Origin of the sequence: Mycobacterium sp. B14F4, assembly GCF_039871645.1 — a bacterium.
Classification (GTDB): Bacteria; Actinomycetota; Actinomycetes; order Mycobacteriales; family Mycobacteriaceae; genus Mycobacterium.
Genome location: NZ_JBDPMF010000001.1, coordinates 845760 through 870138 on the forward strand (window position 1 = coordinate 845760; position 24379 = coordinate 870138).

The window sequence follows — 24379 nt, forward strand, 5'->3', positions numbered from 1 at the left end:
GGTCAACCCCTTCCCGCCGCGGCGCGGGTCAGCAGATCTGCCACCACGTCCTGGACGGCCTGCGCGGCCACGGGAACCGCGGCGGCGCACGCCTCGGACAGGCCGATGCCCTCCTCGGCGGCGTCGATCTCGCACCCGACGACCACCGTGTACGGGGGGGACCCACCGAGCGCGTTGAGGCTCGCGAAGACCGCGGCAGGATCCATCGCGTGGGCATCGAGACCGGTCGTGGCGGTGAGGCTTTCATGGTCGGCCTCGAAGACGTGCACGGTTCCGGGCGCCCCCCGGCTCGGCAGGGCGTCCACGAGCACCAGCCCCGAGCATCCGTCGAGCAGGTCGTAGGCCAGGTGCATGCCCCTGATGCCGTAGTCGACGACCTCGACGCCCGGCCCGAGCAGGGGCGGGACATGACGGATCACCTCGGGTCCGAAGCCGTCGTCTCCGAGGAAGATGTTGCCGATGCCGGCTACCAGAAACCGTGGCGTGATGGGCACTCCCCGGACGTCACATGCGTCGCATCTTCAGGTAGCGCTGGACATCCGGAATCGATCGGACTCCGACGAGCGCTCCCGCGAGTATCACGGCTGCCACCACACCTACGGCGACCCAACCGACTACTTCCATTTCGCGCTCCTTTCCACGAGCGGTTCCACTTCGTCCGGTGCGAAGTACAGATATCGGCCGTACCAGTCGTGCATGTCGGCCGCCGGGTCGTCCTCGAGCACGACGCCGATGTGCTGGCCGCCGTCGACGTCCTCGTGCACCGACGTCACGAGGGCGACCCGGTCGGCGTAGAACAGGTCCTGGGCGTCGGCGCGCCGCGCCGGATGCAACCGGACCCGGCTGCCGCGGGCGACCTTGGTGCCGTTGACGAGCACGGCGTCGACGTCCGGGCGAACGGCGGTGTCGGCGCCGGGATCCCACCAATTCAGCTCCGTGGGCACCTCGGGGATCAGGTCGCGTTCGGGCCCCGCGGCGTGCGGGTTGCGCAGTACGCCGTGCAGATCGAGCATCGCCTCGGCGGACATCGAATCGCAGCGGTCGATGATCTTGGCGGCCAGCGGGTCGGTGGCGCGGGCCTGGGCCTTCTCCTCGTCGGTCATGGTCATGATCCGCAGCGTGAGAATCTCGTCGATCTCGGTGGCGTCGTACAGGTCGCCCCTGCTCTGTTCGGCGATCTCGGGGTGGTCGTAGAGGATGATCGGCGACACCAGCACGAGGCTGCGGTCGCCGGCGGGTCCGGCGAGCACCGGGAAGCAGCGGTGCTGGCGGCACCGCTGCAGCGCACCCGCGGCCGCGTCGGGCGGTTCGAGAAGCGACACGAACTCGCCACCGCCGATCTCGAGGAGCAGATGTGTCCCGATCAGCGAGGTGGCGATCGCCTCGTCTTTGTCCCCGGCCGGTGAGCCCGTGTTGTGCACGTCGATCGCCAGCCGCAGCAGAGCGCCGTCGGACTCGGCGCACAGCGCGACCCGGCCGTGCAGGGCACGACGGGTGCGCACCAGCCGGCCGCCGTCGACCTCCTCGATGTCGGTGCCCGCAGGTACCGAGATGTCCGCCGTGCGAGGCAGGCTCGCCATGGCGGAGGCGTCGATCGCGATCTCGCACTCCACCGCCTCGTCCCAGCTGAGCCAGCTGCCGGTTCCGGTGTGCAGTTCGTCGACGCGCTCGTAGTGGCCGCCGCCGCGGTCGCGTTCGACGTCGCGGTGCTGCAGTTGCAGGAAGCGCACCACCCCCGACACGAACGGTGCGCCGTGCGGCTGAATCACCACCTCCGCGGACAGCGACGAGTTCTCGCCGATGCCGGCCTCCTCGGCGCCCGACGGGCCGAGCACGCCGAACTGCCAGCGCGACTGGTTCTTCGACGATGTCGCGCGGTACGGGTACAACAGATATCCCTCGTAGAGCACCGCGTCGGCGACGGCGCGGGCCCGGTCCCAATTGGCGCTCATCGCAACTCCCTGGCCGCGGCGAGCAGTTCGTCCAGCGCGTCGTCGAAGCCGAGCAGCCCGTGTGCCGAACGGTAGGCGGCCAGCGCGTCGATCGTCTCGCGGCGCAGGCGCAGCCAACCGGTGTTCGGGTAGTGCTGCGTGATGAGATCGCGCCATACCGACACCGGTAGCTCATAGCGCTCCTCGCGATCCCACGGGATCTGCTGGACGCTGAACCCGCGGCTGCCCTGGGCGAAAATTGTTCCGCTGAACAGGAATTGCAGCGGAACGGCACCGTCGCGCAGGGCGAGCAGGTACTTCGCGGCCTTCACCTCGAAGTCGTAGGTGCACTCCAGCGGCAGCTGCACCTGCGTGGCACCGGCGAATCCGCCGACCATGGTCGTCGCATGCTGCCACAGGAAGGTCTGCTGCGTGGTCGACCACCGTTCGCGCGCGCCGAACAGGTCGAGCAGTCCGGCGGCCTCGTCGTCGGTGTAGGTACGCCGCAGCGGTTCGATGCGGACCTGACAGCGCAACGCGATCGCGTGAATCGGCTCGTCGCCGACCGCGCCGATGCCGATGCGGGCCGTCAGGATCGGCGTCACCGCGTACGGCTCGGGAACGACGTCGACGACCGCGAACGTCACGTCAGTCATGCGCGATCCGCTCCGGTCATGCGCTCCCCGCTCCGCTTCTCGCTCGTCGGTCGTGCGGGATCCACCACCTTGCCGCGCTCTTCGATCCCGCAGAAGAACTCGTCGATGAAGTCGCGCGCCTCTTGGCCGCCGTCGAACCCCCGCCACAACATGCGCAGGCGGCCGACGAACTCGTAGCAGGCGTCGATCGGCACCAGGTAGGCCTGCGGGACGCTGTCGTGTCCGTCACGCACCCGTACCAGCAGGGCCTCGGTGTCGCCGGCGAGGCTGTCCACGCGTGGGTCGGCGGCCCGAATGTCGTTCCAGGCGGCCAGATCCAGCTCGGACTCGGTGGCGCCCGCCGGGCCGGGATAGAACGCGACGGTGCGGCCGAGCGTGGAGTTGTGGAAGAAGAACGCCAGGCCGACCGGGATCTGCAGCGCCTCCCATTGTCGGCGGTCCATCGCGAAGTCGGGGAAAACCAGGTAGCGATCGGGCACCGCACGATAGCGCAGCTCGGCGTCGGTGTCGGTGAACAGCAGATAGCAGCCGCGGCATACGCACATCAGTTGACGGCCTTCGACATTGACCACGTGCTGATGCTCGTCGGCGATGGTCTCCGCGCACATCTCGCACCGCTCGTCCACGGGCTGGGGCGCACCGCGGTTGGCGCGGATGCGGGCCAGCACATCGAAGGCGCCGTCCATCACGCCACCCCCGCCGGCACGGACATCGCCATCGACAACACCCCGTCGCGCTCGAGCAGCGGGATGGGTTCCAGGCGGCTGTCGCCGCCGACCCCGGCGCCGGCGTGGACGGCGTCGAACCCGGCACCACAGCCCGGGCAGCGCAACACCGGACCGGTCAGGCGGGCCCCGGCGAGCGAGCCACCGCAGGCCGCGCAACGGTCGCGGTAGGCGTACACGTCACCGGCGATGCGGCACGCGAGCGCGGTCACGCCGGCGATGCGAAATCCGCCGACCTCGGCCTCGCGCAGGTCGGCCAGTTCCGGTACCGGGTGCCATGCGGTGGAGTGCCCGTTCGCGTGCACCCGCCGCAACAGCGAGTCGGCCGGGATCACCGCCGCACTCGGATCGGGCTCGGCGGCAACCAGTTCGATATCGCAGATCTCCGGCGCCGCCGCGTGGATCGCATCCTGCACCGCGAGTTCCAGCGTCACCGACGACGACGGGCAGCTCCGGCAACTGCCCTGGAACTGCAGCCGGACCACGCCGTCGGCGACCGACAACAGCGACACGTCACCGCCGTGCGAGCCCAGATAGGGCCGAACACTGTCGAGGGCCTCGATCACCCGCTGTTCGACGCTGTGCGGATGCAGCCCGTGCACCAGCAGCAGGCTGGCCACCAGGGGATCGGCGGCGAAGCGCTCCGCCAGTTCGGGATCGGCGGCCGATGCGACGTCCATCATCCGTTCGAGTGCCGCCCCGTAGAGATCGGTCACCTCACCGACCAGTTGCTCGGCGCGTTCGCGTGCGACTGCGCCGCCGGCGCCGGACGCGTCGAGCAGGGTCTGTATCCGATCGCCCGCCATGCGCCACTGCGCGTCGTCTCGGTTCTCGTCCGGTCCTGGCAGTGTGGGCGGGGCCATACGCTATTCCCCGGTGACGGATTGGGTGGGGGAGTGCAGCATCTCCAGCTTCTTGCCCTTGCCGAGGTACATGTGCACCCCGCACGGTAGGCACGGATCGAAACTGCGCACGGTGCGCATGACGTCGATGCCCTTGAAGTGCTCCCGGTCGTTCTCCTCGAAGATCGGCTGCCCCTGCACCGCGTCCTCGTACGGGCCGGGCGTGCCGTAGCTGTCCCGCGGGTTGGCGTTCCACGGGGTCGGCGGATACGGGTGGTAGTTCGCGATCTTGCCGTCGCGGATCACCATGTGGTGCGAGAGCACACCGCGCACCGCCTCGGTGAAGCCGCAGCCGATGCCCTCGTCGGGTACCTCGAACTTCTCCCACGTCTTGGTGCGGCCGGCGCGGATCTCCACCAACGCCTTCTCGGCGAAGTGCAACGCGCACGCGGCCGCATAGGCCTGGAAGTAGGTCCGGGCGCGGTTGCGCTCCAGCGTGTTGCTGCCGTACGCCGGCACCTTCCACTCGAGTTCGACCGGGCCCTTGAGCGCCGTCTTGGGCAGGTTGATCTGCACGCTGGTGCCGGTGGCCTTGACGTAGCCGATGTCGACCAGTCCGGCGAGCGCCGTCGACCACAGCCGGGCCAGCGGTCCGCCGCCGGTGTCCAGCGCCAGGTGGTCGGTGCCGTCGAACCAGCGCGGCGACATAACCCAGCTGTAGTTCTCGTCGAAATCGCGTTTCTGCGGCCTGGGATTGGTGTGTTGATTCCAGGGGTGGCGACGGTCGATCGGATTGCCCAGCGGATCGGTCTTGACGAACATCTCCTGGTCGGTCCAGTCGTCGTAATAGGAGTGGCCCAACAGGATTCGGATGCCGAGGTTGATGTCGAGCAGTGAGTGGGTGTGCAGCTTGCCGTCGATCACAACGCCGGGAGTGACGAACATCGCGTCGCCCCAGCGCTCCATGTCCTTGTAGGCGAAGTTGCACACCTCGGGGTCCTGGAAGGAGCCCCAGCACCCGAGCAGCGTGCGGCGCAGACCGACCTGGTCATACCCCGGCAGTGCTTCGTAGAAGAAGTCGAACAGGTCGTCGTGCATCGGCACGACCTTCTTCATGAACTCGACGTAGCGCATCAGCCGGGTCATGTAGTCGGTCATCAACTGGATCGTGGCCGTGGTGCCGATGCCGCCGGGATACAGCGTGGACGGGTGGACGTGCCTGCCTTCCATGAGGCAGAACATCTCGCGGGTCCACCGGCTCACCTGCAGCGCCTCACGGTAGAACTCACCGGTGAACGGGTTGAGCGCGCGCATGATGTCGGCGATGGTGCGGTAACCGTGCATGCCGGCGTGGGGTGCCTCGGTGTTCTCCGCCTTGGCCAGCACGCTGGGATTGGTCTCGGCGACCATCTTCTCGCAGTAGTCGACACCAACCAGGTTCTCCTGGAAGATGTTGTGGTCGAACATGTATTCCGCGGCCTCGCCGAGGTTGATCAGCCACTCGCCGAGGTGCGGTGGTTTGACGCCGTAGGCCATGTTCTGGCAATAGCACGAACAGGTGGCGTGATTGTCACCGCAGATCCCGCAGATCCGGCTGGTGATGAAGTGGGCGTCGCGCGGATCCTTGCCCTTCATGAAGATCGAGTAGCCCCGGAAGATGGACGACGTGCTGTGGCACTCGACGACCTCCCGGTTCTCGAAGTCGATCTTGGTGTAGATGCCGAGGCTGCCGACTATCCGGGTGATCGGATCCCACGCCATTTCCACCAGCTGGCCGGGGTCACGCTTCACGTGGGACGGTTCGGGAATGGTCGTTGTCATCGGAACTACTTCTCTCTATGTGATTCGCAGTGCTGAAAGACTTTTCGAGGCGCCCAGGCGGAGCCGTGGAGACGGGCAGACGAGAAGGCTCGCACCTACCAGGTGCGAGCCGCGCCTGTCTCGAGCGTCGTGCCGGGGTGTCGCCACTTCGGTTCCCGGTCGACCGTGCGACCGGTGACGTGACGCAGGCTGCGGATGACCGAGCCGTACAGGGATGACGCGGCCGTCGAGACCCTGCCGCCCGGCGGCTCGTCCATGAACGGCATGAACTTGTCGGGGAATCCGGGCATGGTGCAGCCGATGCAGATGCCGCCGACGTTCGGGCAGCCGCCGATGCCGTTGATCCAGCCGCGCTTGGGTACGTTGCACTTGACGACCGGACCCCAGCAGCCAAGTTTGACAATGCATTTCGGCGAGCCGTACTCAGTCGCGAAGTCGCCCTGCTCGTAGTAGCCGGCGCGGTCACAGCCCTCGTGAACGGTGGCCCCGAACAGCCACTTCGGACGAAGTGCATCGTCGAGCGGGATCATCGGAGCCTGGTCGGTCGCCATGTAGAGCAGATAGGTCAGCGTCTCGGCGAGGTTGTCCGGTTGGATCGGGCAGCCCGGCACGCAGACGATCGGGATACCCGCCTTGCTCTTCCAGTCCCAACCCAGGTAGTCCGGCACACCCATGGCTCCGGTCGGATTACCCGCCATCGCATGGATGCCGCCGTAGGTGGCGCAGGTCCCCACCGCGACCACGGCGGTGGCCTTTGGGGTGAGCCGGTCGAGCCATTCGCTCGTCGTCATGGGCTGGCCGGTCGCGGGGTTGTTGCCGAACCCGCACCAGTAGCCTTCGTTCTTGATCTTCTCGTTCGGGATGGACCCCTCGACAACCAACACGAACGGTTCTAATTCGCCTCTGTCCCCTCTGAAGAACCACTCCAGGAAGTCGTCGGCGCCTCCGTTGGGACCACATTCGAAGTCGATCAGAGGCCAGTGAACGGCGATCTTCGGCAGCCCGGGGAGGGCGCCGAGGGCGATCTCCTCGATGCTGGGTTGTGTGGCGGCAGTCAGCGCCACCGAATCGCCGTCACAACTCAATCCGGCATTTATCCACAAAACGTGAATCAACGCCTCTTCCGCTTTGACTGCTGCCTCAGTTGGCATGTGTCACAGCTTTCTGGGGGCCGGGCTGGGGCCCTCACGACCGGGAGCCGGGGTGTGGCTCCCACCGTCACCTCACAGTGTGGCGCAGATCACTCTGCGCTAAGTCTGGGTTTACTCCGGGGACTATGCCTTGTCAACGGGTCGAGGCGGTGGTAGCTCCGGATATGCGGTTCTCCAGCCACGCGTACCACTGCGAGCTACCCTCGCCGGTCGTCGCCGACATGGGCAGGATCGGCGCGTTCGGATTCACCGACCGCAGGTAGCCGCGGCATCTGTCCAGATCGAACGACACGTAGGGCAGCAGGTCGATCTTGTTGACGACCACCAGCCCGGCGGCGGCGAACATGTGGGGGTACTTCAGTGGCTTGTCGTCGCCCTCGGTGACGGAGATGACGACGACTTTGCTGTCCTCGCCGAGGTCGAAGAGCGCCGGGCAGACGAGGTTGCCGACGTTCTCGATGAACAGGATCGACTGCGGCTCGGGGGCGAGCGCGTCGAGTGCCCGGTGCACCATGGCTGCATCGAGGTGGCAACCGGCGCCCGTGTTGACCTGCACGGCGCGGGCGCCGGCGGCCCTGATCCGTTCGGCGTCGAGCAGCGTCTCCTGGTCACCCTCGATGACGGCCACCGCGCGGCGCGGGGTCAATTCGCGGATCGTGCGCTCGAGAAGTGTCGTCTTACCCGCTCCCGGCGAGCTGGTCATGTTGAGCGCCAGGATGTTGCGGGCGGCGAGCCAGTCGCGATTGTGCTGTGCCAGTTCGTCGTTGCGGGCGAGCACCCGTTGTTCCAGCGTGACCGTCTCGGTGTGGACGTGCCCGTCGTGGTCGTGAGAATGATCGTGGGTGTGGGGGTGGGTGTGCCCGGGCACCGTGATCGTCGTCGCGTCGTCGCCGCAGCCACAGGTGGCACACATGCTCAGCTCACTTCCATCGAGAGGATCTTCAGGTCCCGTCCGGCGATGACCTCGACGTCTGCACTTCCGCACGGGCACAACAAGATCAAGTCCGGCAGCACGAAGCGCTCGCCGCAGGTGCGGCACCGGGCCGCGCCCGGTTCGACGTTGACCTGCAACCGCGCTCCGTCGGCGACGGTGCCCGCGGTGGCGAGCTCGAAGCAGAACTCCATCGAGTCGGGCACCACCGCGCACAGGGCGCCGACCTCCAGCGTGACGCAGTGCACCCGCCGTCCCGCGGCGTGCTCGCACACCGCGTCGACGACGCTCTGCGTTATTGCCATCTCGTGCATGCGAAACCCGCTTCGGCCGCGATGACTTCACGATAGACGGGGCGGCCCGCCCGCGTGATCAGACGGCCAATCTAGCCGCCGGCCGGCGTGCCGATCGGGCACACTCGCAAGCGAGGAGGCCAGATGAGCGAGCACGCACCGATCCGTATCGAGAACTTCTCCCACGTCTGTATCGGCGTATCCGACATCGACAAATCGCTGGACTTCTACCGCGGCGTGCTCGGCATGGACGTCGTCTTCGACGTGGCGCTCGAGGGCGCGAACCTGTCGGCCGTGACCGGGCGCGAGGGGGAGAGCGGCCGGATGGTCGGCGGCCTGCTCGGCGGCGCCATGGTCGAGTTGCTCGCGCTCGGCGACGTCCCGCGCTACGCCGAGGGTCCGCACATCGGGTACACGAACATCTCCCTGCGGGTCGCGGACGTCGACACCGCCTACGGGCAGCTGAAGGGGCTCGACGGCGTGCGGTGCCAGCCGCCCGTGGACATCGGTGGCGTGCGCATGATGTTCGTCTACGACCCCGACGACACGCCGATCGAACTGGTGGAACTGCCCGGCGGCGCGGTCACGACCGATCAGCTCTGGCGTCCACCCACTCCGTGACGCGCCGTCGGCGCGCCTCCTTGCCATCGAACACACGTTCGCTACTGTGGGCGATGTTCGACGGCTAGATGCTGGTCAAGGCGACTTGTCGGTGGCTGCCTCTAGCGTCACGGCCAACTGATCGACACCGATCACCGAACAGCTAGACCATCCAGGACGGAGACCACCATGGCGCAGGCACCCGACCGCGAGAAGGCCCTCGAGCTGGCTCTCGCACAGATTGAGAAGAGTCACGGCAAGGGGTCGGTGATGCGGCTCGGCGACGAGGTTCGCCAGCCGATCTCGGTCATCCCGACCGGGTCCATCGCCCTCGACGTGGCCCTCGGCATCGGCGGATTGCCGCGCGGCCGCATCATCGAGATCTACGGCCCGGAATCCTCGGGTAAGACGACGGTCGCGCTGCATGCGGTGGCCAACGCCCAGGCCGCAGGAGGTATCGCGGCGTTCATCGACGCCGAGCATGCGCTCGATCCGGAGTACGCCAAGAAACTCGGCGTGGACACCGACTCGCTGTTGGTCAGCCAGCCCGACACCGGTGAGCAGGCACTGGAGATCGCCGACATGCTGATCCGGTCCGGTGCGCTGGACATCCTGGTCATCGACTCGGTGGCCGCGCTGGTGCCCCGCGCTGAAATCGAAGGCGAGATGGGCGACAGTCACGTCGGCTTGCAGGCCCGGCTGATGAGCCAGGCGCTGCGCAAGATCACTGGCGCATTGAGCAACTCGGGCACCACCGCAATCTTCATCAACCAGCTCCGCGAAAAAATCGGAGTGATGTTCGGGTGTTTTTCCTATGGCACCCGAGTGCAATTGGCCGACGGCACGACCGAGAAGATCGGCAAGATCGTCAACCAGAGGATGGACGTCGAGGTCATGTCCTATGACCCCGGCACCGATCAGATCGTGCCGCGCAAGGTGGTGAATTGGTTCAACAACGGTCCTGCCGAGCAGTTCCTGCAGTTCACAGTGGAGAAGTCGGGTGGCAACGGTAGGTCGCAGTTCGCCGCAACACCCAACCACCTCATTCGCACGCCGGGCGGCTGGTCAGAGGCGGGCGACCTCATCGCCGGCGATCGGGTGATGGCTGCCGAGCCGCACCGGCTGAGTGATCAGCAATTCCAGGTCGTGCTCGGCTCGCTGATGGGTGACGGCAATCTGTCACCGAATCAGCGGGACCGCAACGGCGTGCGGTTCCGAATGAGACACGGCGCCAAGCAGGTCGACTACTTGCAATGGAAGACAGCCCTTTTGGGCAATATCACGCACTCGACCCGAGTAAATGACAAGGGCGCGACATTCGTCGACTTCACGCCGCTGCCCGAGTTGGGTGAGCTGCAACGCGCGGTCTATCTGGGTGAGGGCAAGAAGTTCTTCTCCGAGGACTACCTCAAGGCGCTTAGTCCGCTGGCATTGGCCATCTGGTACATGGACGACGGCTCGTTCAGCATTCGTTCGAAGGGCCTGCAGGAGCGTACCGCCGGCGGCAGCGGCCGCATCGAGATCTGCGTCGAAGCCATGACTGAGGGCACTCGCACTCGGCTGCGTGACTATCTGCGTGACGCCCACGGCCTGGATGTGCGGTTGCGGCAGTCTGGTGCGGCCAGAAAGGCCGTGCTGGTATTTTCCACAGCGGCCACCGCGAAGTTCCAGGAGATGGTGGCGCCATACATGGCCCCGTCGATGGAGTACAAGCTGCTGCCGCGGTTCCGTGGCCAGGGCAGCGTGACGCCCCAGTTTGTTGAACCCACGCAACGGCTGGTGCCGGCGCGAGTCCTTGACGTTCATGTCAAGCCGCACACCCGGTTGATGAATCGGTTCGACATCGAGGTTGAAGGCTCGCACAACTACTTCGCTGACGGCGTCATGGTTCACAACTCGCCCGAAACGACAACTGGTGGAAAGGCTTTGAAGTTTTACGCCTCGGTCCGTATAGACGTGCGCCGCATCGAAACGCTCAAGGACGGCACCGACGCGGTCGGCAACAAGACCCGCGCCAAGATCGTGAAGAACAAGTGCAGTCCGCCCTTCCGCCAGGCCGAGTTTGACATTCTGTATGGCAAGGGCATTTCCAAGGAAGGTTCGCTCATCGATATGGGCGTCGAGCAGGGCTTCATCCGTAAATCCGGTTCCTGGTTCACCTACGACGGCGAGCAGTTGGGGCAGGGCAAGGAGAACGCCCGCAACTTCCTGATCGAGAACGCCGACGTGGCCAACGAGATCGAGAAGAAGATCAAAGAGAAGCTCGGCATCGGCGCCGTGCTGACCGACGGTCCGACTGATGACGAAGCCCTGCCCGCCCCGGTCGACTTCTGAGGCCTCCCGCGAGGAGCAGGCGCACAACCTGTGTCTGCGCCTGCTCACCGCGAGGGCCCGCACCCGGGCCGAGCTGGAGGGACAGCTGGCCAAGCGCGGCTACCCCGACGAGGTCAGCACCCGGGTACTCGACCGGCTCACACAGGTCGGGCTGGTCGATGACGTTGACTTCGCCGAGCAGTGGGTTCGCTCCAGACGGCTGAACGCCGGAAAAGGCAAGCGCGCCTTGGCCGCCGAGTTGCGGACCAAAGGGGTCGACAACGACGTGATCACCGACGCACTGGCAGGCATCGACGCCGACGCCGAGCGGTCGCGGGCCGAACAACTGGTCGCCGATCGGCTGCGCCGCGAGAAGCTCGACGGCGACGGCGACGGCGACGACGTCAAGGTCACCCGGCGGCTGGTCGGCATGTTGGCCCGCCGCGGGTACTCGCAGTCGATGGCATTCGACGTCGTCAAGGTCGCGATGGCCAGCGAGCGGGAACGCCGGAAAGTCTAGATCGCGGCGCGGTCGGCCGGCGGGGTGCTCTCTCGCCGGCGTGAAGCCCGGTATCGCGGTAAGCGTTGAGCACCGTGACCTCAACGACTCCGCCGGCCGAAGCGCTGGATCGGTTGCGGGCGGATAGGGGTAGCTTGCCGTCATGCTCTTGTCAGCCAAACTTGCGCCCGTATTCGACATTCCGGTGCTTGAGGAGTTCTGGCGCCACGCCGACGAATGGAACGCGCCGAATCCCGGTGCGGCCCAAGATTGGGGCGACGTCAGCGTCCGTCTGGACGAGGCGTGTCAGGAGGTCGGGCGTGACCCCCAAGACATCCGGCGGTCAGTGCAGCTGTTCCTCCATCCCGCGCAAGGTGGTCAGGTCGACGAGCAGCTTGCCAAGCTCCCCGAACTGGAAACGCTGGGCTGCCGGCACGCGGTGCTGTCGTTCTACCAACCGCCCACGGCAGCGCTACTGCAGCGCTGCGCCGAGCACATCGCCCGCTGACCCGCGTCCTACACCGCCTTGGCGCCAGGTGCGCCTTCCTGCTCGACGGCCTCCGACTCCAACGGAGCGGGGCCCCGACGCGATCGGCGCATCCGCCGCTCCAGCCAGGTGGCGAACCAGGACAAGGTGAAGTTGACGCTGATCATCAGGAGCGCGATCACGATCAGAGCGGGGATGTAATTGCCGTACGACGACCCGATCACGGTGCCCTGGCGCACGATCTCGACGAAGGTGATCACGAACCCGATCGAGGAGTCCTTGAGCACCACCACGAGCTGTGAGATGAGCACCGGCAGCATCGACGTGATCGCCTGGGGCAGCAGGATGGAGCGCATGGTCTGCCCCCAGGTCAGCCCGAGAGCCGACGCCGCTTCGGACTGTCCACGCGGCAGGGCGTTGACGCCGGCCCGCACGATCTCGGCGATCACCGCGCCGTTGTAGAGCGTCAGTCCCGTGATGACCCCCGCCAGCGCCAAATGCTTGGAGGGAAAGATGTCCTCCTGCGCGTACAGGAAGTACGCGAAGATCATCATGATCAGCACGGGTACCGCGCGGAAGAACTCGACCACGATCGCGGCCGGCCAGCGGATCGCCGCGTGCGTGGACAGCCGGCCCACGCCCAGCACGAGGCCCAGCACCAGCGCGAGCACGATCGACGCCGCCGCCGCCGTCAGCGTGCCCTCCACGCCGGGCAGGACATACGTACGCCACAGGTCGGCGGTGAGGAAGGGTTCCCACTTCGCCGCCGTGAGTTGGTCTTTGGCCTCGAGCCGTGAGTAGACCACCCACAACACCAGCACGGTGACCACCAGCGTGACCGCGGAGATGATGTGGTTGCGCACGCGCGCCCGCGGGCCGGGGGCGTCGAACAGAACCGACGCCCCGATCACCGCGCCACCGCCAGTCGCTTGCCGAGCCATCCGAAGAACAGGCCCAGGGGCAGGGTCAGGATGACGAAGCCGATGGCGAAAATGGACCCGATCACCAGCAGCGCCGCCTCGTTCTCGGTCATCTCCTTCATCAACAGTGCGGCCTCGGCCACACCGATGGCCGAGGCGATCGTGGTGTTCTTGGTCAGGGCGATCAGTACCGAGCCCAGCGGGATGATCACCGCACGAAACGCCTGCGGCAGCAGCACGATTCGCAGGTTCTGCGCGAACGTCAATCCCAGCGACCGCGCCGCCTCCGCTTGACCGAGCGGCACCGTGTTGACCCCGGACCGTACGGTCTCACAGACGAATGACGCGGTGTAGACCGTCAATCCGAGCACCGCGAGCCGGAAGTTGCTGTCTTCGATCGACGTCGTGGAGTTCGGATCCACCAGCGTGATGCCCAGCGTCTGCGCTAACCCGAACGAGCAGAACAGAATGATCAACGTGAGGGGCGTGTTGCGCACGACGTTGACGTAACTCGTCCCGATCCAGTTGAGCATCGGGACCGGGGCCAGCCGCATCGCGGCCAGCACCGTCCCGAGGATCAGCGCTCCGACGGCGGAATAGGCGGTCAGCTGAATCGTGGTCCAGAACGCCTCGAAGATCTGGCCCTGATACTTGGTGAAGATCTCCACGCCGGGAGCGGTCCCTTAGGTCTGGTCGATCTTCGGCGGCTCCGGCGCCGGAATGCCCGCGGGACCGAGGTTCTTGTCCCACGCCGCTTTCCAGGCGCCGTCCTGCTCCATCTTGGTGAGCGCGTCGTTGATCTTGGTCTGCAGTTCGGTGTCGCCCTTCTTCAGGCCGATGCCGTAATTCTCTTCGGAGAACGTCCCGCCGACCAGTTTGAACGCCCCTGGGGTCTGCGCGGCATAGCCGGCCAGGATCACCTCGTCGGTGGTCACGGCGTCGATTGCGCCGTTCTTGAGCGCCTCGATGCACGCCGAGTAGGTGTCGTACTGCTGCAACTGCACACCGGGGTACTTGTCCTTGATGCGTTGCGCCGGCGTCGATCCCGACACCGAGCACAGCTTCTTGTTGTTCTGCAGCGAGGCCTCGCCGGTGATGTCGGTGTTGTTCTCCCGCACCAGCAGGCTCTGCCCCGTGAGCAGATACGGCCCGGCGAAGGTCACCTTCTCCTTGCGGGCGTCGGTGATGGAGTACGTCGCGGCGATGAACTCGACCTGATCGTTCTGAATCAGCGTCTCGCGCTGCGCGGACGGCGCTTCCTTCCACTCGATCTTGTCCTCGCTGTACCCGAGCTGCTGGGCGACGTACTTCGCCACGTCCACGTCGAATCCGCTCATCGTGCCGTCGGGGTTCTTCAGTCCCAGGCCGGGCTGGTCGAACTTGGTGCCGATCACGATGGTGTCGCCGCCACCGCCGTCACCACCACCGCACGCGGTGGCCGCCAACGGCAGCGCGACGGCGAGCGCGATCGCCCCCATGACGCGCTTGGAAAGAGCTGGCATGTGTCGTTCCTTTCGATCAGTGGTGGAGGATCTTGCCGAGAAAGTCCTTGGCGCGATCGGACTGCGGGTTGGTGAAGAACTCGGTCGGTGCGGCCGATTCGACGATCGCACCGTCGGCCATGAACACCACCCGGTCGGCGGCGCCGCGGGCGAAGCCCATCTCGTGGGTCACGACGAGCATGGTCATCCCCTCGGCGGCCAGCGAGGTCATCACGTTGAGCACCTCGTTGATCATTTCGGGGTCCAGCGCGCTCGTCGGCTCGTCGAACAGCATCACCTTCGGGTTCATCGCCAGGGACCTGGCGATGGCGACGCGCTGTTGCTGGCCGCCGGACAGTTGCGCGGGGTACTTGTCGGCCTGGTTGGCGACACCCACGCGGTCCAGCAGTGACATCGCCTTCTCGCGGGCCTTCTCCCTGGACAGCTTGCGCACCTTCATGGGGCCGAGCGTCACGTTCTCCAGGATCGTCTTGTGCGCGAACAGGTTGAAGGATTGAAACACCATGCCGACGTCGGAACGCAGCTGCGCGAGCTTCTTGCCCTCGGGGGGCAGCACCACTCCGTCGATCGCGATGGTGCCGGAGTCGATGGGCTCGAGGCGATTGATCGTGCGGCACAACGTCGACTTGCCCGATCCCGACGGGCCGAGCACGACGATCACCTGACCGCGGTCGACTTCGAGGTCGATGTCCTTGAGGACGTGCAGGCTGCCGAAGTGCTTGTTGACCGCCTTCATGGAGATCATGGGCGTGGTTGACTGAGCCGGATCGACCTGCGCTGCCTCCGACCCAGTGGTCTCCATGGCAGCAGACCTTACCCAGCCAACGCCCAGCGTGCCCGGAACTCGAGAATCCGCCCGGATCGCCCGCCCGCGCCGTCCGTACGATGGTGCGCGTGACTTCGGTGGTGGCGCAACCGGCGGACGCAGCCCGTGCTGTTCGCGAGCGTCCGCGCACCTATCAGGTGCGCACCTACGGCTGCCAGATGAATGTGCACGACTCCGAACGGCTGGCGGGGTTGCTGGACGCCGCGGGATACCACCGGGCCTCGGACGGCGAGGACGCCGACATCGTCGTGTTCAACACCTGCGCCGTGCGGGAGAATGCCGACAACAAGCTCTACGGCAACCTCAGCCATCTCGCCCCGCGCAAGCAGGCCGATCCCGACATGCAGATCGCGGTCGGCGGGTGCCTGGCGCAGAAGGACCGCGATTCGGTGCTGCGCCGCGCGCCCTGGGTCGACGTCGTGTTCGGCACCCACAACATCGGCTCGCTGCCCGCACTGCTGGACCGGGCCCGCCACAACAGGGCCGCCCAGGTGGAGATCGTCGAGGCGCTGCAGGAGTTCCCATCAGCGCTGCCCGCCGCGCGCGAATCCGCTTACGCCGCTTGGGTATCGGTGTCGGTCGGCTGCAACAACACGTGCACGTTCTGCATCGTGCCCGCGCTGCGCGGCAAGGAGGTCGACCGCAGGCCCGGTGACGTGCTCGCCGAGGTGGAGTCGCTGGTCGACCAGGGCGTGCTGGAGATCACGCTGCTCGGCCAGAACGTCAACGCCTACGGGGTGTCGTTCTCCGACCCCGCCCAGCCGCGCGACCGCGGCGCCTTCGCCAAGCTGCTGCGCGCCTGCGGGCGCATCGACGGCCTAGAGCGGGTGCGCTTCACCTCACCGCATCCGGCGGAGTTCACCGACGACGTCATCGAGGCCATGGCCGAGACGCCGAACGTGTGCCCCACGCTGCACATGCCGCTGCAGTCGGGGTCCGACCGGATTCTGCGAGCGATGCGCCGGTCCTACCGCGCAGAGCGCTATCTCGGCATCATCGACCGCGTGCGAGCCGCCATTCCGCACGCGGCGATCACCACCGACCTCATCGTCGGTTTCCCGGGGGAGACCGAGGACGACTTCCAGGCCACGCTCGACGTGGTGGCCCGCGCCCGGTTCGCGAGCGCGTTCACGTTCCAGTACTCGAAGCGGCCAGGTACGCCGGCTGCGGAGCTCACCGATCAGGTGCCGAAAGCCGTTGTCACCGAACGTTATCAACGGCTCATCGAGCTCCAGGAGCGGATCTCCCTCGAGGAGAACCGGGCGCAGATCGGGCGCCAGGTCGAGGTGCTCGTCGCCGCGGGCGAGGGCCGCAAGGACGCCAGCACCGCGCGCATGTCGGGACGGGCCCGCGACGGCAGGCTGGTGCATTTCGACCCGGCGGGCAACGAGATCCGGCCCGGCGACGTCATCACCACGACCGTCACCGGCGCCGCGCCGCATCATCTGATCGCCGACTCCGCCGTACGGTCGCATCGGCGCACGCGGGCGGGCGACGCGCACGCCGCGGGTGAGCGCCCCCGTACCGGTGTCGGTCTGGGCATGCCCGGCGTCGGGGCCCCCGCCGATCCACCGCCGTCGAGCGGGTGCGGCACGTGAGTGCCCCCGACAACGGCTTCGAGGACTTCAAGGGCGACATCGAGGCCGCCGAGCGTCGCGTCGCCGGCGAGATCGATCCGGGCGCACGCGCTTTGGTGATCGCCATCGGCGTCTTCGTTCTGCTGGTGTCGTTCGTGCTGCCGCACAGCGGCGGAGCGCGCGGCATCGACGTGCTGGTCGGCGGTCCGGCGGCGACCGAGGCGGGCATCACCCTGCCGTCGAGAGTGTTCATCTGGCTCGCGCTGGTTTTCGGTGTCGGCTTCTCGATGCTGGCGCTGCTGACCCGGCGGTGGGCGCTGGCGTGGATCGCGTTGGCCGGATCGACGGTGGCGACGCTGCTGGGCCTGCTGGCGGTGTGGTCCCGGCAGACGGCGCCCGAGCAGTATCCGGGGCCGGGCATCGGCCTGATCCTCGCCTGGATCGCGGTCGCCGTGGTGACCTTCCACTGGGCGCGGGCGGTGTGGGCACGCACCGCCCTGCAGCTGGCGGCCGAGGAGGAGCGCCGCCGTGCGGCCGCCGAGCGCGACAAGAAGGGCCTGCTCGACGGCCTCGACGACGACGACGCGCCCGGGACGCCCGGGGACTGAGCTGTTGACTCTGCGCTCAGGGCGCAGAATCGCGAGCAAGGCGCGCCGCAGCCGCAGAGTCGACGACGAGGGTCAGCGGCCCTTGCCCAGCGCCTGGGCGGCCGCGTCGGCCCACTGCCGCCACTGGTCGGCGTTGGCCCTCGCCTCAGCCGCGTCCTTCTCGCGTCCCGCCGCCGCGGCCTTCTCGGCCTGGCGCTCGTATTGCTCTGCGCGCGCGCGGAATTGGTCGGCACGCGCCTGCGCCTCGGGATCGACGCCGTGCGTGGGCGCCTCCCGGATCTTGCGCTCGATGACCCGTAGCCGCCGCTCCAAGTCGGCGCCGCGCTCGCGGGGCACCTTCCCGATGGCGTCCCACTTGTCGCCGATCACCCGCAGGGCCGCGCGCGCAGCGTCGAGGTCGGAGGTGTCGATCTTCTCCGCCTCGGCCAGTAGCGCCTCCTTGGCCTCGGCATTGGCACGGAACTCGGCGTCGCGTTCGGCCGTGACGGCGTTGCGGGCGGAGAAGAACCTGTCCTGCGCTCCCTTGAACCGCTGCCACAGGGCGTCATCGACGTCCTTGGCGGCCCGACCCGCCGCCTTCCACTCGTTCAACAGCTCGCGGAACGCCGCGGCCGTAGGGCCCCAGTCCGTCGAGTCGGCGAGCTCCTCGGCGCGCTCGCACAACGCCTCCTTGGCCTCCCGGGCGCCCGCCCGTTCGCGGTCGAGCTCGGCGAAATGCGAACCGCGCCTGCGGTTGAACTGCTCTCGCGCGGCCGAGTAGCGCTTCCACAGCGCGTCGTCGGTCTTGCGGTCCAGCCCGGTGATGGTGCGCCACTCGTCGAGGATCTCGCGCAACCGGTCACCGGCGGCCTTCCACTGGGTGGCGTTGGCGGCGAGGTCCTCGGCCTCGGCGGCCAACGCCTCCTTGCGCGCGGTCTGGGCGGCCCGGTGCTCCTCACGCCTGGCCCTGTCGGCCTGGGCGGTCTCGTCGGCGTGGTTGATGATCGCCTGCAGCCGGGCGGCCAGCGCGTCGACGTCGCCGAGCACGTGTGCGTCGGACAGGGTGTCGGCCAGCGCCTGGGCCGCGGACTTGATCTTGCGGGCGTCGCCGGTGCGGCACTCGAGGCGGCTCTCCATCAGCGCGACCTCGGTGTGCAAATCGTCGAAGCGCCTGCCGAAGTGGGCGAACGCCGCCTCGGTGTCACCGGCCTGCCACGAGCCGATGACCCGTTCGCCCGAACCCGTGATGAGCCACACCGTGCCGTCGGGATCGACGCGGCCGAACCGGTGCGGATCGCTGGACGGCGGAGCGGCGACCGTGGGTGCGGGCCGGCCCGGCCGGGGCACGGGACGGGGCGGCCCGGGCCGGGGAGCGGGCTTGGGCGAGGAGGACTGGCCCCCTGGCTCGCTGGTCGTCATGTCCCTAACCTCGTGCCCTCCGCGCGCATATCCGCGCACCTGCCGCGCGACGCGGCGCCTGATCGCTGTCGAACGCTATTGAAACAGGTCGCCGCGGTGCATGCGCACGCCTTTCGCGATGACCTGCCTAGGCTCGGAGCGGACGCCGAGGGGAGGACTGCGAATGGCCGGGCTGGATGGCGGGACGGATCTGGCCGCCCTGCTCGCGCTTGGCGCCGCGTTGTTCATCGCGATCGGCGACGTCATCCATCAACGTCAGGCACACGAGGTGACCGACGAACCGGTCGGCCACGTCGCGCTTTTCACCCGGTTGCTGCGCGATCGGCAGTGGTGGCTGGGCAGCATCGTCGCCGCCGTGGGGTTCGCGCTGCAGGCCGCCGCGCTCGGCTTCGGATCGGTTCTGCTGGTGCAGGCGCTGCTCGTCACCTCGTTGCTCTTCGCGCTGCCCATCAGTGCCCGGCTGGCGCAGCGGCGGGTCACGCGCTGGGAGTGGACGTGGGCGGTGCTGCTCGCCGCGTCGGTCGCGGTGATCGTGACCGTCGGTAACCCGACCGCCGGGGACGCCCGCGCCTCGCCGGAGACGTGGACCGTGGTGATCGCGGTGCTGGGTCCGGCGCTGGCGCTGTGTGTGCTCGGCGCGAGCGTGCTCGACGGCCCGGTGAGCGCGGTGCTTCTCGCGCTGGTGTCCGGCGCGCTCTGGGGCGTCTTCGCCGTGCTGACGAAGGGGGTGGTCGACCGTCTCGACGACGGCCTGTTCGCGCTGCTGCGCACGCCCGAGTTGTACGTGTGGGCGGTGGTCGGCGTCGCGGGCACCGCATGGCAGCAGGCGTCGTTCCGCGCCGGGGCGCTGACCGCGTCGCTGCCGACGATGACGGTGACCGAACCGGTGGTGGCGTCGGTGCTCGGCATCTTCGTGCTCGGCGAGGCGATGCGACCGGGGGATGCGGGGTGGCTGACGCTCATCGCCGCCGTCGCCGTCATGGTCGTCGCGACCGCGGCGCTGGCGCGCGGCGAGGCGGCCAGCGCCGACCGGGCGGCCGCATCGCATTAGCGTGGTCGACGTGCTGAGCGCCATCGCGATCGTCCCGTCGGCACCGGTGATGGTGCCGGAGTTGGCGTCGGGCGCCGCCGCGAAACTGGCCGACCTGCGCGAGGCGGTGTTCTCGGCGGCCGCCGCGCTGCCGACACGCTGGATCGGCGTCGGTGTCGGCCCGTCCGACGCGGTGATCGGGTCGCGACAGGTCGGCACGTTCGCCGGCTACGGCGTCGACGTGCGGGTGGCGCTGTCGCCCGGCGCCGACGACGCACCGGCGCCGCTGCCGCTGTGCGCGCTGATCACCGGCTGGGTGCGCGGCCACGCCGCCCCCGGCGCCCACGCAGAGGTGCGCGTGTACGCCGACACGCACGACGTCGACGCGGCGCTGACCCTCGGCAGACGGCTGCGGGCCGAGATCGACGAGGCGGGCGACCCGATCGGTGTGCTCGTCGTCGCCGACGGCCTGCACACGCTGACACCGTCCGCGCCGGGCGGCTACGAACCCGACTCCGTTCCTCTGCAGGAGTCGCTCGACGACGCGCTGGCCGCCGGTGACCCGGCGGCCCTGACCCGGCTGCCCGGGGCGGTCGTCGGCCGAGTGGCGTATCAGGTGCTGGCCGGGCTCGACGAGGCGCCGGGCTCGGCCGAGCAGCTGTACCGCGGCGCGCCCTACGGCGTCGGCTACTTCGCCGGCGTCTGGTCGCCATGACGCGCCCGATCGCGATCATCGGCCCGACCGGCACCGGCAAGTCCGCGTTGGCGCTGGCCGTGGCCGAGAGACTGGGCGGCGAGATCGTGAATGCCGACGCGATGCAGCTCTACCGCGGCATGGACATCGGCACCGCGAAGCTGACCGTCGGTGACCGTCGCGGCATCCCCCACCACCAGCTCGACGTGCTCGACGTGACCGAGACCGCGAGCGTGGCGCGCTACCAGCAGGCCGCCGCCGCCGACGTCGAGGCGATCGCCGCCCGCGGCGCGGTGCCGGTCGTGGTCGGCGGTTCGATGATGTACATCCAGTCCCTGCTCGACGAATGGACGTTCCCGGCCACCGACCCCGCGGTGCGGGCCCGTTGGGAGCAGCGGCTCGCCGAGATCGGCGCCGGCGCACTGCACGCGGAGCTGGCGCGTGTGGACGCCGACGCCGCGGCCTCCATCCGGCCCACCGACGGGCGCCGCATCGTGCGGGCGCTGGAGGTGGTGGAACTGACCGGCCAGCCGTTCGCCGCGTCGTTCCCGACGATCGGGGTGCCGCGCTGGGACACCGCGATCGTCGGGCTGGATTGGGAGACAACGGCTCTCGACGCACGGCTGGCCGAGCGCACGGACAGGATGTTCGCCGACGGGCTGGTCGGGGAGGTGTGCGAGCTGCTGAACCGGGGGCTGCGCGACGGAGTCACCGCATCGCGGGCGCTGGGCTATGCGCAGGTGATCGCCGATCTCGACGACGGCGGCGACGGTGCGGCCGCCCGCGAACCGACGTTCGTCGGCACCCGGCGCTACGTGCGTCGGCAGCGGTCGTGGTTCCGCCGCGACCACCGGATCACCTGGCTGGACGGTGCCGCGACCGGTCTCGTTGACGACACGCTGCGGGTATGGCGGCACGTATCCTGAGCGAATGAGGTTCGCCAAGGGCCACGGCACGCAGAACGACTTCGTGCTGTTGCCCGACCCGGACGCCCGGCTGACGCTGTCGCCGGCCGCGGTGTCCGCGCTGTGCGACCGCCACCGTGGGCTGGGAGCCGACGGTGTGCTGCGGGTCATCACCGCCGAGGGCGCGTACCGGCTGGGCGTGTTCGATCGGCTGCCCGAGGGGGTGTCGCCCCGCGACTGGTACATGGACTACCGCAACGCCGACGGGTCGATCGCCGAGATGTGCGGCAACGGCGTGCGGGTGTTCGCGCACTATCTGCGCGCCAGCGGGCTGGAGACGCGCGACCAGTTCGTCGTCGGCTCGCTGGCCGGGCCGCGGCCGGTGACGCTGCACTACTGGGACGCGACGACGGCGCACGTGACCGTCGAGATGGGCAAGGCCAACCGGCTGGGTACCGGGGAGGCGATCGTCGGCGGGCGGCCGTTCTCGGGGATGGCGATCGACGTCGGCAACCCACACCTGGCCTGTGTCGACCCCGACATGACCGACGAGGATCTCGCCGCGCTCGACGTCGCCGCACCCGTGTCGTTCGACCGCGCGCAATTCCCCGACGGCGTGAACGTCGAGGTGCTCACCGCCCCCATCGACGACCGGGTGTTCATGCGGGTGCACGAGCGTGGCGTCGGCGAGACGCGGTCCTGCGGTACCGGCACGGTGGCGGCCGCGGTGGCGGCGCTGGCGTTCGCCGGTGCGACGACCGGCACCATGAACGTGTGCGTCCCCGGCGGTGAGGTCGACGTCACCGTCACCGACGCGACGAGCTTCCTGCGCGGCCCGTCTGTGCTCGTGGCGAACGGCGAGTTCTCGGAGGAATGGTGGAACCGCTGCGCAACGTTAATTGAGGTGCATGAACAGTGATCTCCGTGCGAATCTCTATTCGCCCATGACATATCCCGATCCCCTCCGCGACACCCCGAGTGCGGGTGAACTGGCCCTCGAAGACCGCACGGCGCTGCGCCGAGTGGCCGGCCTGTCGACCGAACTCACCGACGTCTCCGAGGTCGAGTACCGCCAGCTGCGCCTGGAACGCGTTGTGCTGGTGGGTGTTTGGACCGAAGGCAGCGCCGCCGACGCCGAGGCCAGCCTGGCCGAGCTCGCCGCGCTCGCCGAGACCGCCGGCTCCGAGGTGCTCGAGGGGCTGATCCAGCGCCGCGACAAGCCGGACGCATCGACCTACATCGGCTCGGGCAAGGCCGCCGAACTGCGCGAGATGGTGGTGGCCACGGGCGCCGACACCGTCATCTGCGACGGAGAGCTCAGCCCGGCCCAGCTGACCGCGCTCGAGAAGGCGGTCAAGGTCAAGGTCATCGACCGCACGGCGTTGATCCTCGACATCTTCGCCCAGCATGCGACCAGCCGGGAGGGCAAGGCCCAGGTCTCGCTGGCGCAGATGGAGTACATGCTGCCGCGGCTGCGCGGCTGGGGCGAGTCGATGTCGCGGCAGGCCGGCGGTCGCGCCGGTGGCGCAGGCGGCGGAGTAGGCACGCGCGGTCCCGGTGAGACCAAAATCGAGACCGACCGCCGTCGCATCCGCGAGCGGATGGCCAAGCTGCGCCGCGAAATCAAGGACATGAAGAAGATTCGCGATACGCAGCGCAGCGGGAGGCGGCGCAGCGAGATCCCGTCGATCGCCATCGTCGGCTACACCAACGCCGGCAAGTCCAGTCTGCTCAACGCATTGACCGGAGCCGGGGTACTGGTCGAGAATGCGCTGTTCGCCACGCTCGAACCGACAACGCGCCGAGGCGAATTCACCGACGGCAGGCCGTTCGTGCTGACCGACACCGTCGGGTTCGTGCGACACCTGCCGACCCAGCTGGTGGAGGCGTTCCGCTCCACGCTGGAGGAGGTCGTCGACGCCGATCTGCTGGTGCACGTGGTCGACGGGTCCGACGCCAACCCGCTGGCCCAGATCAACGCCGTCCGCGCGGTGATCAACGACGTCATCGCCGAGCACGACGGCCCGCCGGCACCGGAACTGTTGGTGGTCAACAAGATCGATGCCGCTGACGGCCTGACGCTGGCACAGTTGCGCCGAGCCCTGCCCGATGCCGTGTTCGTCTCCGCGCGCACCGGTGACGGCCTGGACCGGCTGCAGCAGCGGATGGCCGAGTTGATCGCGCCGACCGACACGACGGTGGACGTGACAATCCCGTACGACCGCGGCGATCTGGTCAACCGTGTGCACGCTGACGGTCGTGTCGACGCCACCGAGCACACCGCCGACGGCACCAGGATCAAGGCGCGAGTGCCGATCCCGCTGGCGGCCAGCCTGCGCGACTACGCGACGTTCTGACGGCCTCACAGGCCGAAGGCCCCGAACCGCTCGGTTCGGGGCCTTCGCGCTGTGGGAAAGCTTGTTACTGCTCGGATTCCTGCCGCTTCTCGGCGGTCTTGGCCGCGGCGCGGGCGCTTTCGGCTTCCGCTTCCTTCTGTGCGGCGTTGCGCTGTGCCTCGGCCTTGTCCTGCTGGGCCTGGCCCTCGCGGTACAGGTCGTCACGACCCGCGACGGCGCCGAGCACCTCTTTGGCCTTGCCCTTCACGCCCTCGACGACGCCCTTGACGGCTTCCTCGGGACCACTGTTGTTCGACATGCATGTCCTCCACTC

The 24379-nt window shown here is 68.2% G+C and carries 26 protein-coding genes; 11 read left to right on the plus strand and 15 right to left on the minus strand.

Going from position 1 to position 24379, the window contains the following annotated elements; all coding sequences use genetic code 11:
• Positions 1–2: 2 nt before the first annotated feature.
• The 9 genes from ABGB19_RS04200 to ABGB19_RS04240 all read right to left on the minus strand — a co-directional run bounded on the left by ABGB19_RS04200 (position 3) and on the right by ABGB19_RS04240 (position 8371).
• Complete coding sequence (locus tag ABGB19_RS04200) at positions 3–488, minus strand: hydrogenase maturation protease (RefSeq protein WP_347684726.1); 486 nt, start codon at positions 486–488, stop codon at positions 3–5.
• Between the two features lie 126 nt (positions 489–614).
• Positions 615–1952, minus strand: a complete 1338-nt coding sequence (locus ABGB19_RS04205) for a hypothetical protein (RefSeq protein ID WP_347684301.1) — start codon at positions 1950–1952, stop codon at positions 615–617.
• On the minus strand, positions 1949–2587 hold the full coding sequence (locus tag ABGB19_RS04210) for a DUF6084 family protein (protein ID WP_347684303.1): 639 nt from the start codon (positions 2585–2587) through the stop codon (positions 1949–1951). Before ABGB19_RS04210 ends, ABGB19_RS04205 begins: the two co-directional genes overlap by 4 nt.
• Positions 2584–3273 (minus strand): DUF5947 family protein, encoded by a 690-nt coding sequence (locus tag ABGB19_RS04215; protein WP_347684305.1) that lies wholly within the window; start codon positions 3271–3273, stop codon positions 2584–2586. The genes ABGB19_RS04210 and ABGB19_RS04215 overlap by 4 nt, the downstream gene beginning before the upstream one ends.
• Positions 3273–4175: a NifU family protein gene (locus tag ABGB19_RS04220; RefSeq protein WP_347684307.1), complete on the minus strand. Its 903-nt coding sequence runs from the start codon at positions 4173–4175 to the stop codon at positions 3273–3275. The genes ABGB19_RS04215 and ABGB19_RS04220 overlap by 1 nt, the downstream gene beginning before the upstream one ends.
• A gap of 3 nt (positions 4176–4178) precedes the next feature.
• Positions 4179–5975, minus strand: a complete 1797-nt coding sequence (locus ABGB19_RS04225; RefSeq protein WP_347684309.1) for a nickel-dependent hydrogenase large subunit — start codon at positions 5973–5975, stop codon at positions 4179–4181.
• A 95-nt stretch (positions 5976–6070) separates the two neighbouring features.
• Complete coding sequence (locus ABGB19_RS04230; RefSeq protein WP_347684311.1) at positions 6071–7126, minus strand: hydrogenase expression protein HypE; 1056 nt, start codon at positions 7124–7126, stop codon at positions 6071–6073.
• A gap of 133 nt (positions 7127–7259) precedes the next feature.
• The gene (gene hypB / locus ABGB19_RS04235) at positions 7260–8039 is read right to left on the minus strand and encodes a hydrogenase nickel incorporation protein HypB (protein WP_347684313.1); all 780 of its coding nucleotides are present in this window, start codon (positions 8037–8039) and stop codon (positions 7260–7262) included.
• A 2-nt stretch (positions 8040–8041) separates the two neighbouring features.
• Positions 8042–8371: a hydrogenase maturation nickel metallochaperone HypA gene (locus tag ABGB19_RS04240; RefSeq protein WP_347684315.1), complete on the minus strand. Its 330-nt coding sequence runs from the start codon at positions 8369–8371 to the stop codon at positions 8042–8044.
• A gap of 123 nt (positions 8372–8494) precedes the next feature.
• Here ABGB19_RS04240 and ABGB19_RS04245 point away from each other — a divergent pair, with 123 nt between their 5' ends.
• The 4 genes from ABGB19_RS04245 to ABGB19_RS04260 all read left to right on the plus strand — a co-directional run bounded on the left by ABGB19_RS04245 (position 8495) and on the right by ABGB19_RS04260 (position 12270).
• Positions 8495–8971 (plus strand): VOC family protein, encoded by a 477-nt coding sequence (locus tag ABGB19_RS04245; RefSeq protein ID WP_347684318.1) that lies wholly within the window; start codon positions 8495–8497, stop codon positions 8969–8971.
• Positions 8972–9139: 168 nt separating this feature from the next.
• The gene (gene recA, locus ABGB19_RS04250) at positions 9140–11284 is read left to right on the plus strand and encodes an intein-containing recombinase RecA (RefSeq protein WP_347684323.1); all 2145 of its coding nucleotides are present in this window, start codon (positions 9140–9142) and stop codon (positions 11282–11284) included.
• Positions 11250–11783 (plus strand): recombination regulator RecX, encoded by a 534-nt coding sequence (gene recX, locus ABGB19_RS04255; RefSeq protein ID WP_347684325.1) that lies wholly within the window; start codon positions 11250–11252, stop codon positions 11781–11783. The genes recA and recX overlap by 35 nt, the downstream gene beginning before the upstream one ends.
• Positions 11784–11925: 142 nt before the next feature.
• Entirely contained in the window at positions 11926–12270 is a 345-nt protein-coding gene (locus tag ABGB19_RS04260; protein ID WP_347684327.1) for a hypothetical protein, read from the plus strand.
• Between the two features lie 8 nt (positions 12271–12278).
• On the opposite strand, the gene ABGB19_RS04265 is transcribed toward ABGB19_RS04260, so the two are convergent.
• Genes ABGB19_RS04265 through ABGB19_RS04280 form a run of 4 tightly spaced genes read right to left on the minus strand, consistent with a single transcriptional unit; the run spans position 12279 to position 15416 of the window.
• A complete protein-coding gene (locus ABGB19_RS04265; RefSeq protein ID WP_347684727.1) occupies positions 12279–13157 on the minus strand; it encodes an amino acid ABC transporter permease in 879 nt (292 codons plus the stop codon).
• On the minus strand, positions 13157–13837 hold the full coding sequence (locus ABGB19_RS04270) for an amino acid ABC transporter permease (RefSeq protein WP_347684329.1): 681 nt from the start codon (positions 13835–13837) through the stop codon (positions 13157–13159). Before ABGB19_RS04270 ends, ABGB19_RS04265 begins: the two co-directional genes overlap by 1 nt.
• A gap of 15 nt (positions 13838–13852) precedes the next feature.
• Positions 13853–14671 carry a glutamate ABC transporter substrate-binding protein gene (locus tag ABGB19_RS04275; RefSeq protein WP_347684331.1) on the minus strand — a complete coding sequence of 273 codons (819 nt, stop codon included), beginning with the start codon at positions 14669–14671 and terminating at the stop codon, positions 13853–13855.
• Positions 14672–14687: 16 nt separating this feature from the next.
• Positions 14688–15416: an amino acid ABC transporter ATP-binding protein gene (locus ABGB19_RS04280; protein WP_347684729.1), complete on the minus strand. Its 729-nt coding sequence runs from the start codon at positions 15414–15416 to the stop codon at positions 14688–14690.
• 140 nt (positions 15417–15556) lie between these two features.
• Here ABGB19_RS04280 and miaB point away from each other — a divergent pair, with 140 nt between their 5' ends.
• Both miaB and ABGB19_RS04290 read left to right on the plus strand, forming a co-directional pair.
• Positions 15557–17095 (plus strand): tRNA (N6-isopentenyl adenosine(37)-C2)-methylthiotransferase MiaB, encoded by a 1539-nt coding sequence (gene miaB / locus ABGB19_RS04285; RefSeq protein WP_347684333.1) that lies wholly within the window; start codon positions 15557–15559, stop codon positions 17093–17095.
• A complete protein-coding gene (locus ABGB19_RS04290; RefSeq protein ID WP_347684335.1) occupies positions 17092–17682 on the plus strand; it encodes a hypothetical protein in 591 nt (196 codons plus the stop codon). Before miaB ends, ABGB19_RS04290 begins: the two co-directional genes overlap by 4 nt.
• 72 nt (positions 17683–17754) lie before the next feature.
• Here ABGB19_RS04290 and ABGB19_RS04295 read toward each other — a convergent pair whose 3' ends face one another.
• The gene (locus ABGB19_RS04295; RefSeq protein WP_347684337.1) at positions 17755–19080 is read right to left on the minus strand and encodes a DUF349 domain-containing protein; all 1326 of its coding nucleotides are present in this window, start codon (positions 19078–19080) and stop codon (positions 17755–17757) included.
• Between the two features lie 163 nt (positions 19081–19243).
• Here ABGB19_RS04295 and ABGB19_RS04300 point away from each other — a divergent pair, with 163 nt between their 5' ends.
• The 5 genes from ABGB19_RS04300 to hflX are packed head-to-tail and all read left to right on the plus strand — an operon-like array spanning position 19244 to position 24066.
• Positions 19244–20131 (plus strand): DMT family transporter, encoded by an 888-nt coding sequence (locus tag ABGB19_RS04300; RefSeq protein WP_347684339.1) that lies wholly within the window; start codon positions 19244–19246, stop codon positions 20129–20131.
• Between the two features lie 10 nt (positions 20132–20141).
• Entirely contained in the window at positions 20142–20825 is a 684-nt protein-coding gene (locus ABGB19_RS04305) for a hypothetical protein (RefSeq protein WP_347684341.1), read from the plus strand.
• A complete protein-coding gene (gene miaA / locus ABGB19_RS04310; RefSeq protein WP_347684343.1) occupies positions 20822–21730 on the plus strand; it encodes a tRNA (adenosine(37)-N6)-dimethylallyltransferase MiaA in 909 nt (302 codons plus the stop codon). The genes ABGB19_RS04305 and miaA overlap by 4 nt, the downstream gene beginning before the upstream one ends.
• A gap of 4 nt (positions 21731–21734) precedes the next feature.
• Positions 21735–22628: a diaminopimelate epimerase gene (gene dapF / locus ABGB19_RS04315; protein ID WP_347684345.1), complete on the plus strand. Its 894-nt coding sequence runs from the start codon at positions 21735–21737 to the stop codon at positions 22626–22628.
• Between the two features lie 25 nt (positions 22629–22653).
• Positions 22654–24066, plus strand: coding sequence for a GTPase HflX (gene hflX / locus ABGB19_RS04320; protein ID WP_347684347.1), 1413 nt, complete (start codon positions 22654–22656; stop codon positions 24064–24066).
• 64 nt (positions 24067–24130) lie between these two features.
• Here hflX and ABGB19_RS04325 read toward each other — a convergent pair whose 3' ends face one another.
• The gene (locus ABGB19_RS04325; protein ID WP_347684349.1) at positions 24131–24364 is read right to left on the minus strand and encodes a CsbD family protein; all 234 of its coding nucleotides are present in this window, start codon (positions 24362–24364) and stop codon (positions 24131–24133) included.
• Positions 24365–24379: the final 15 nt, after the last annotated feature.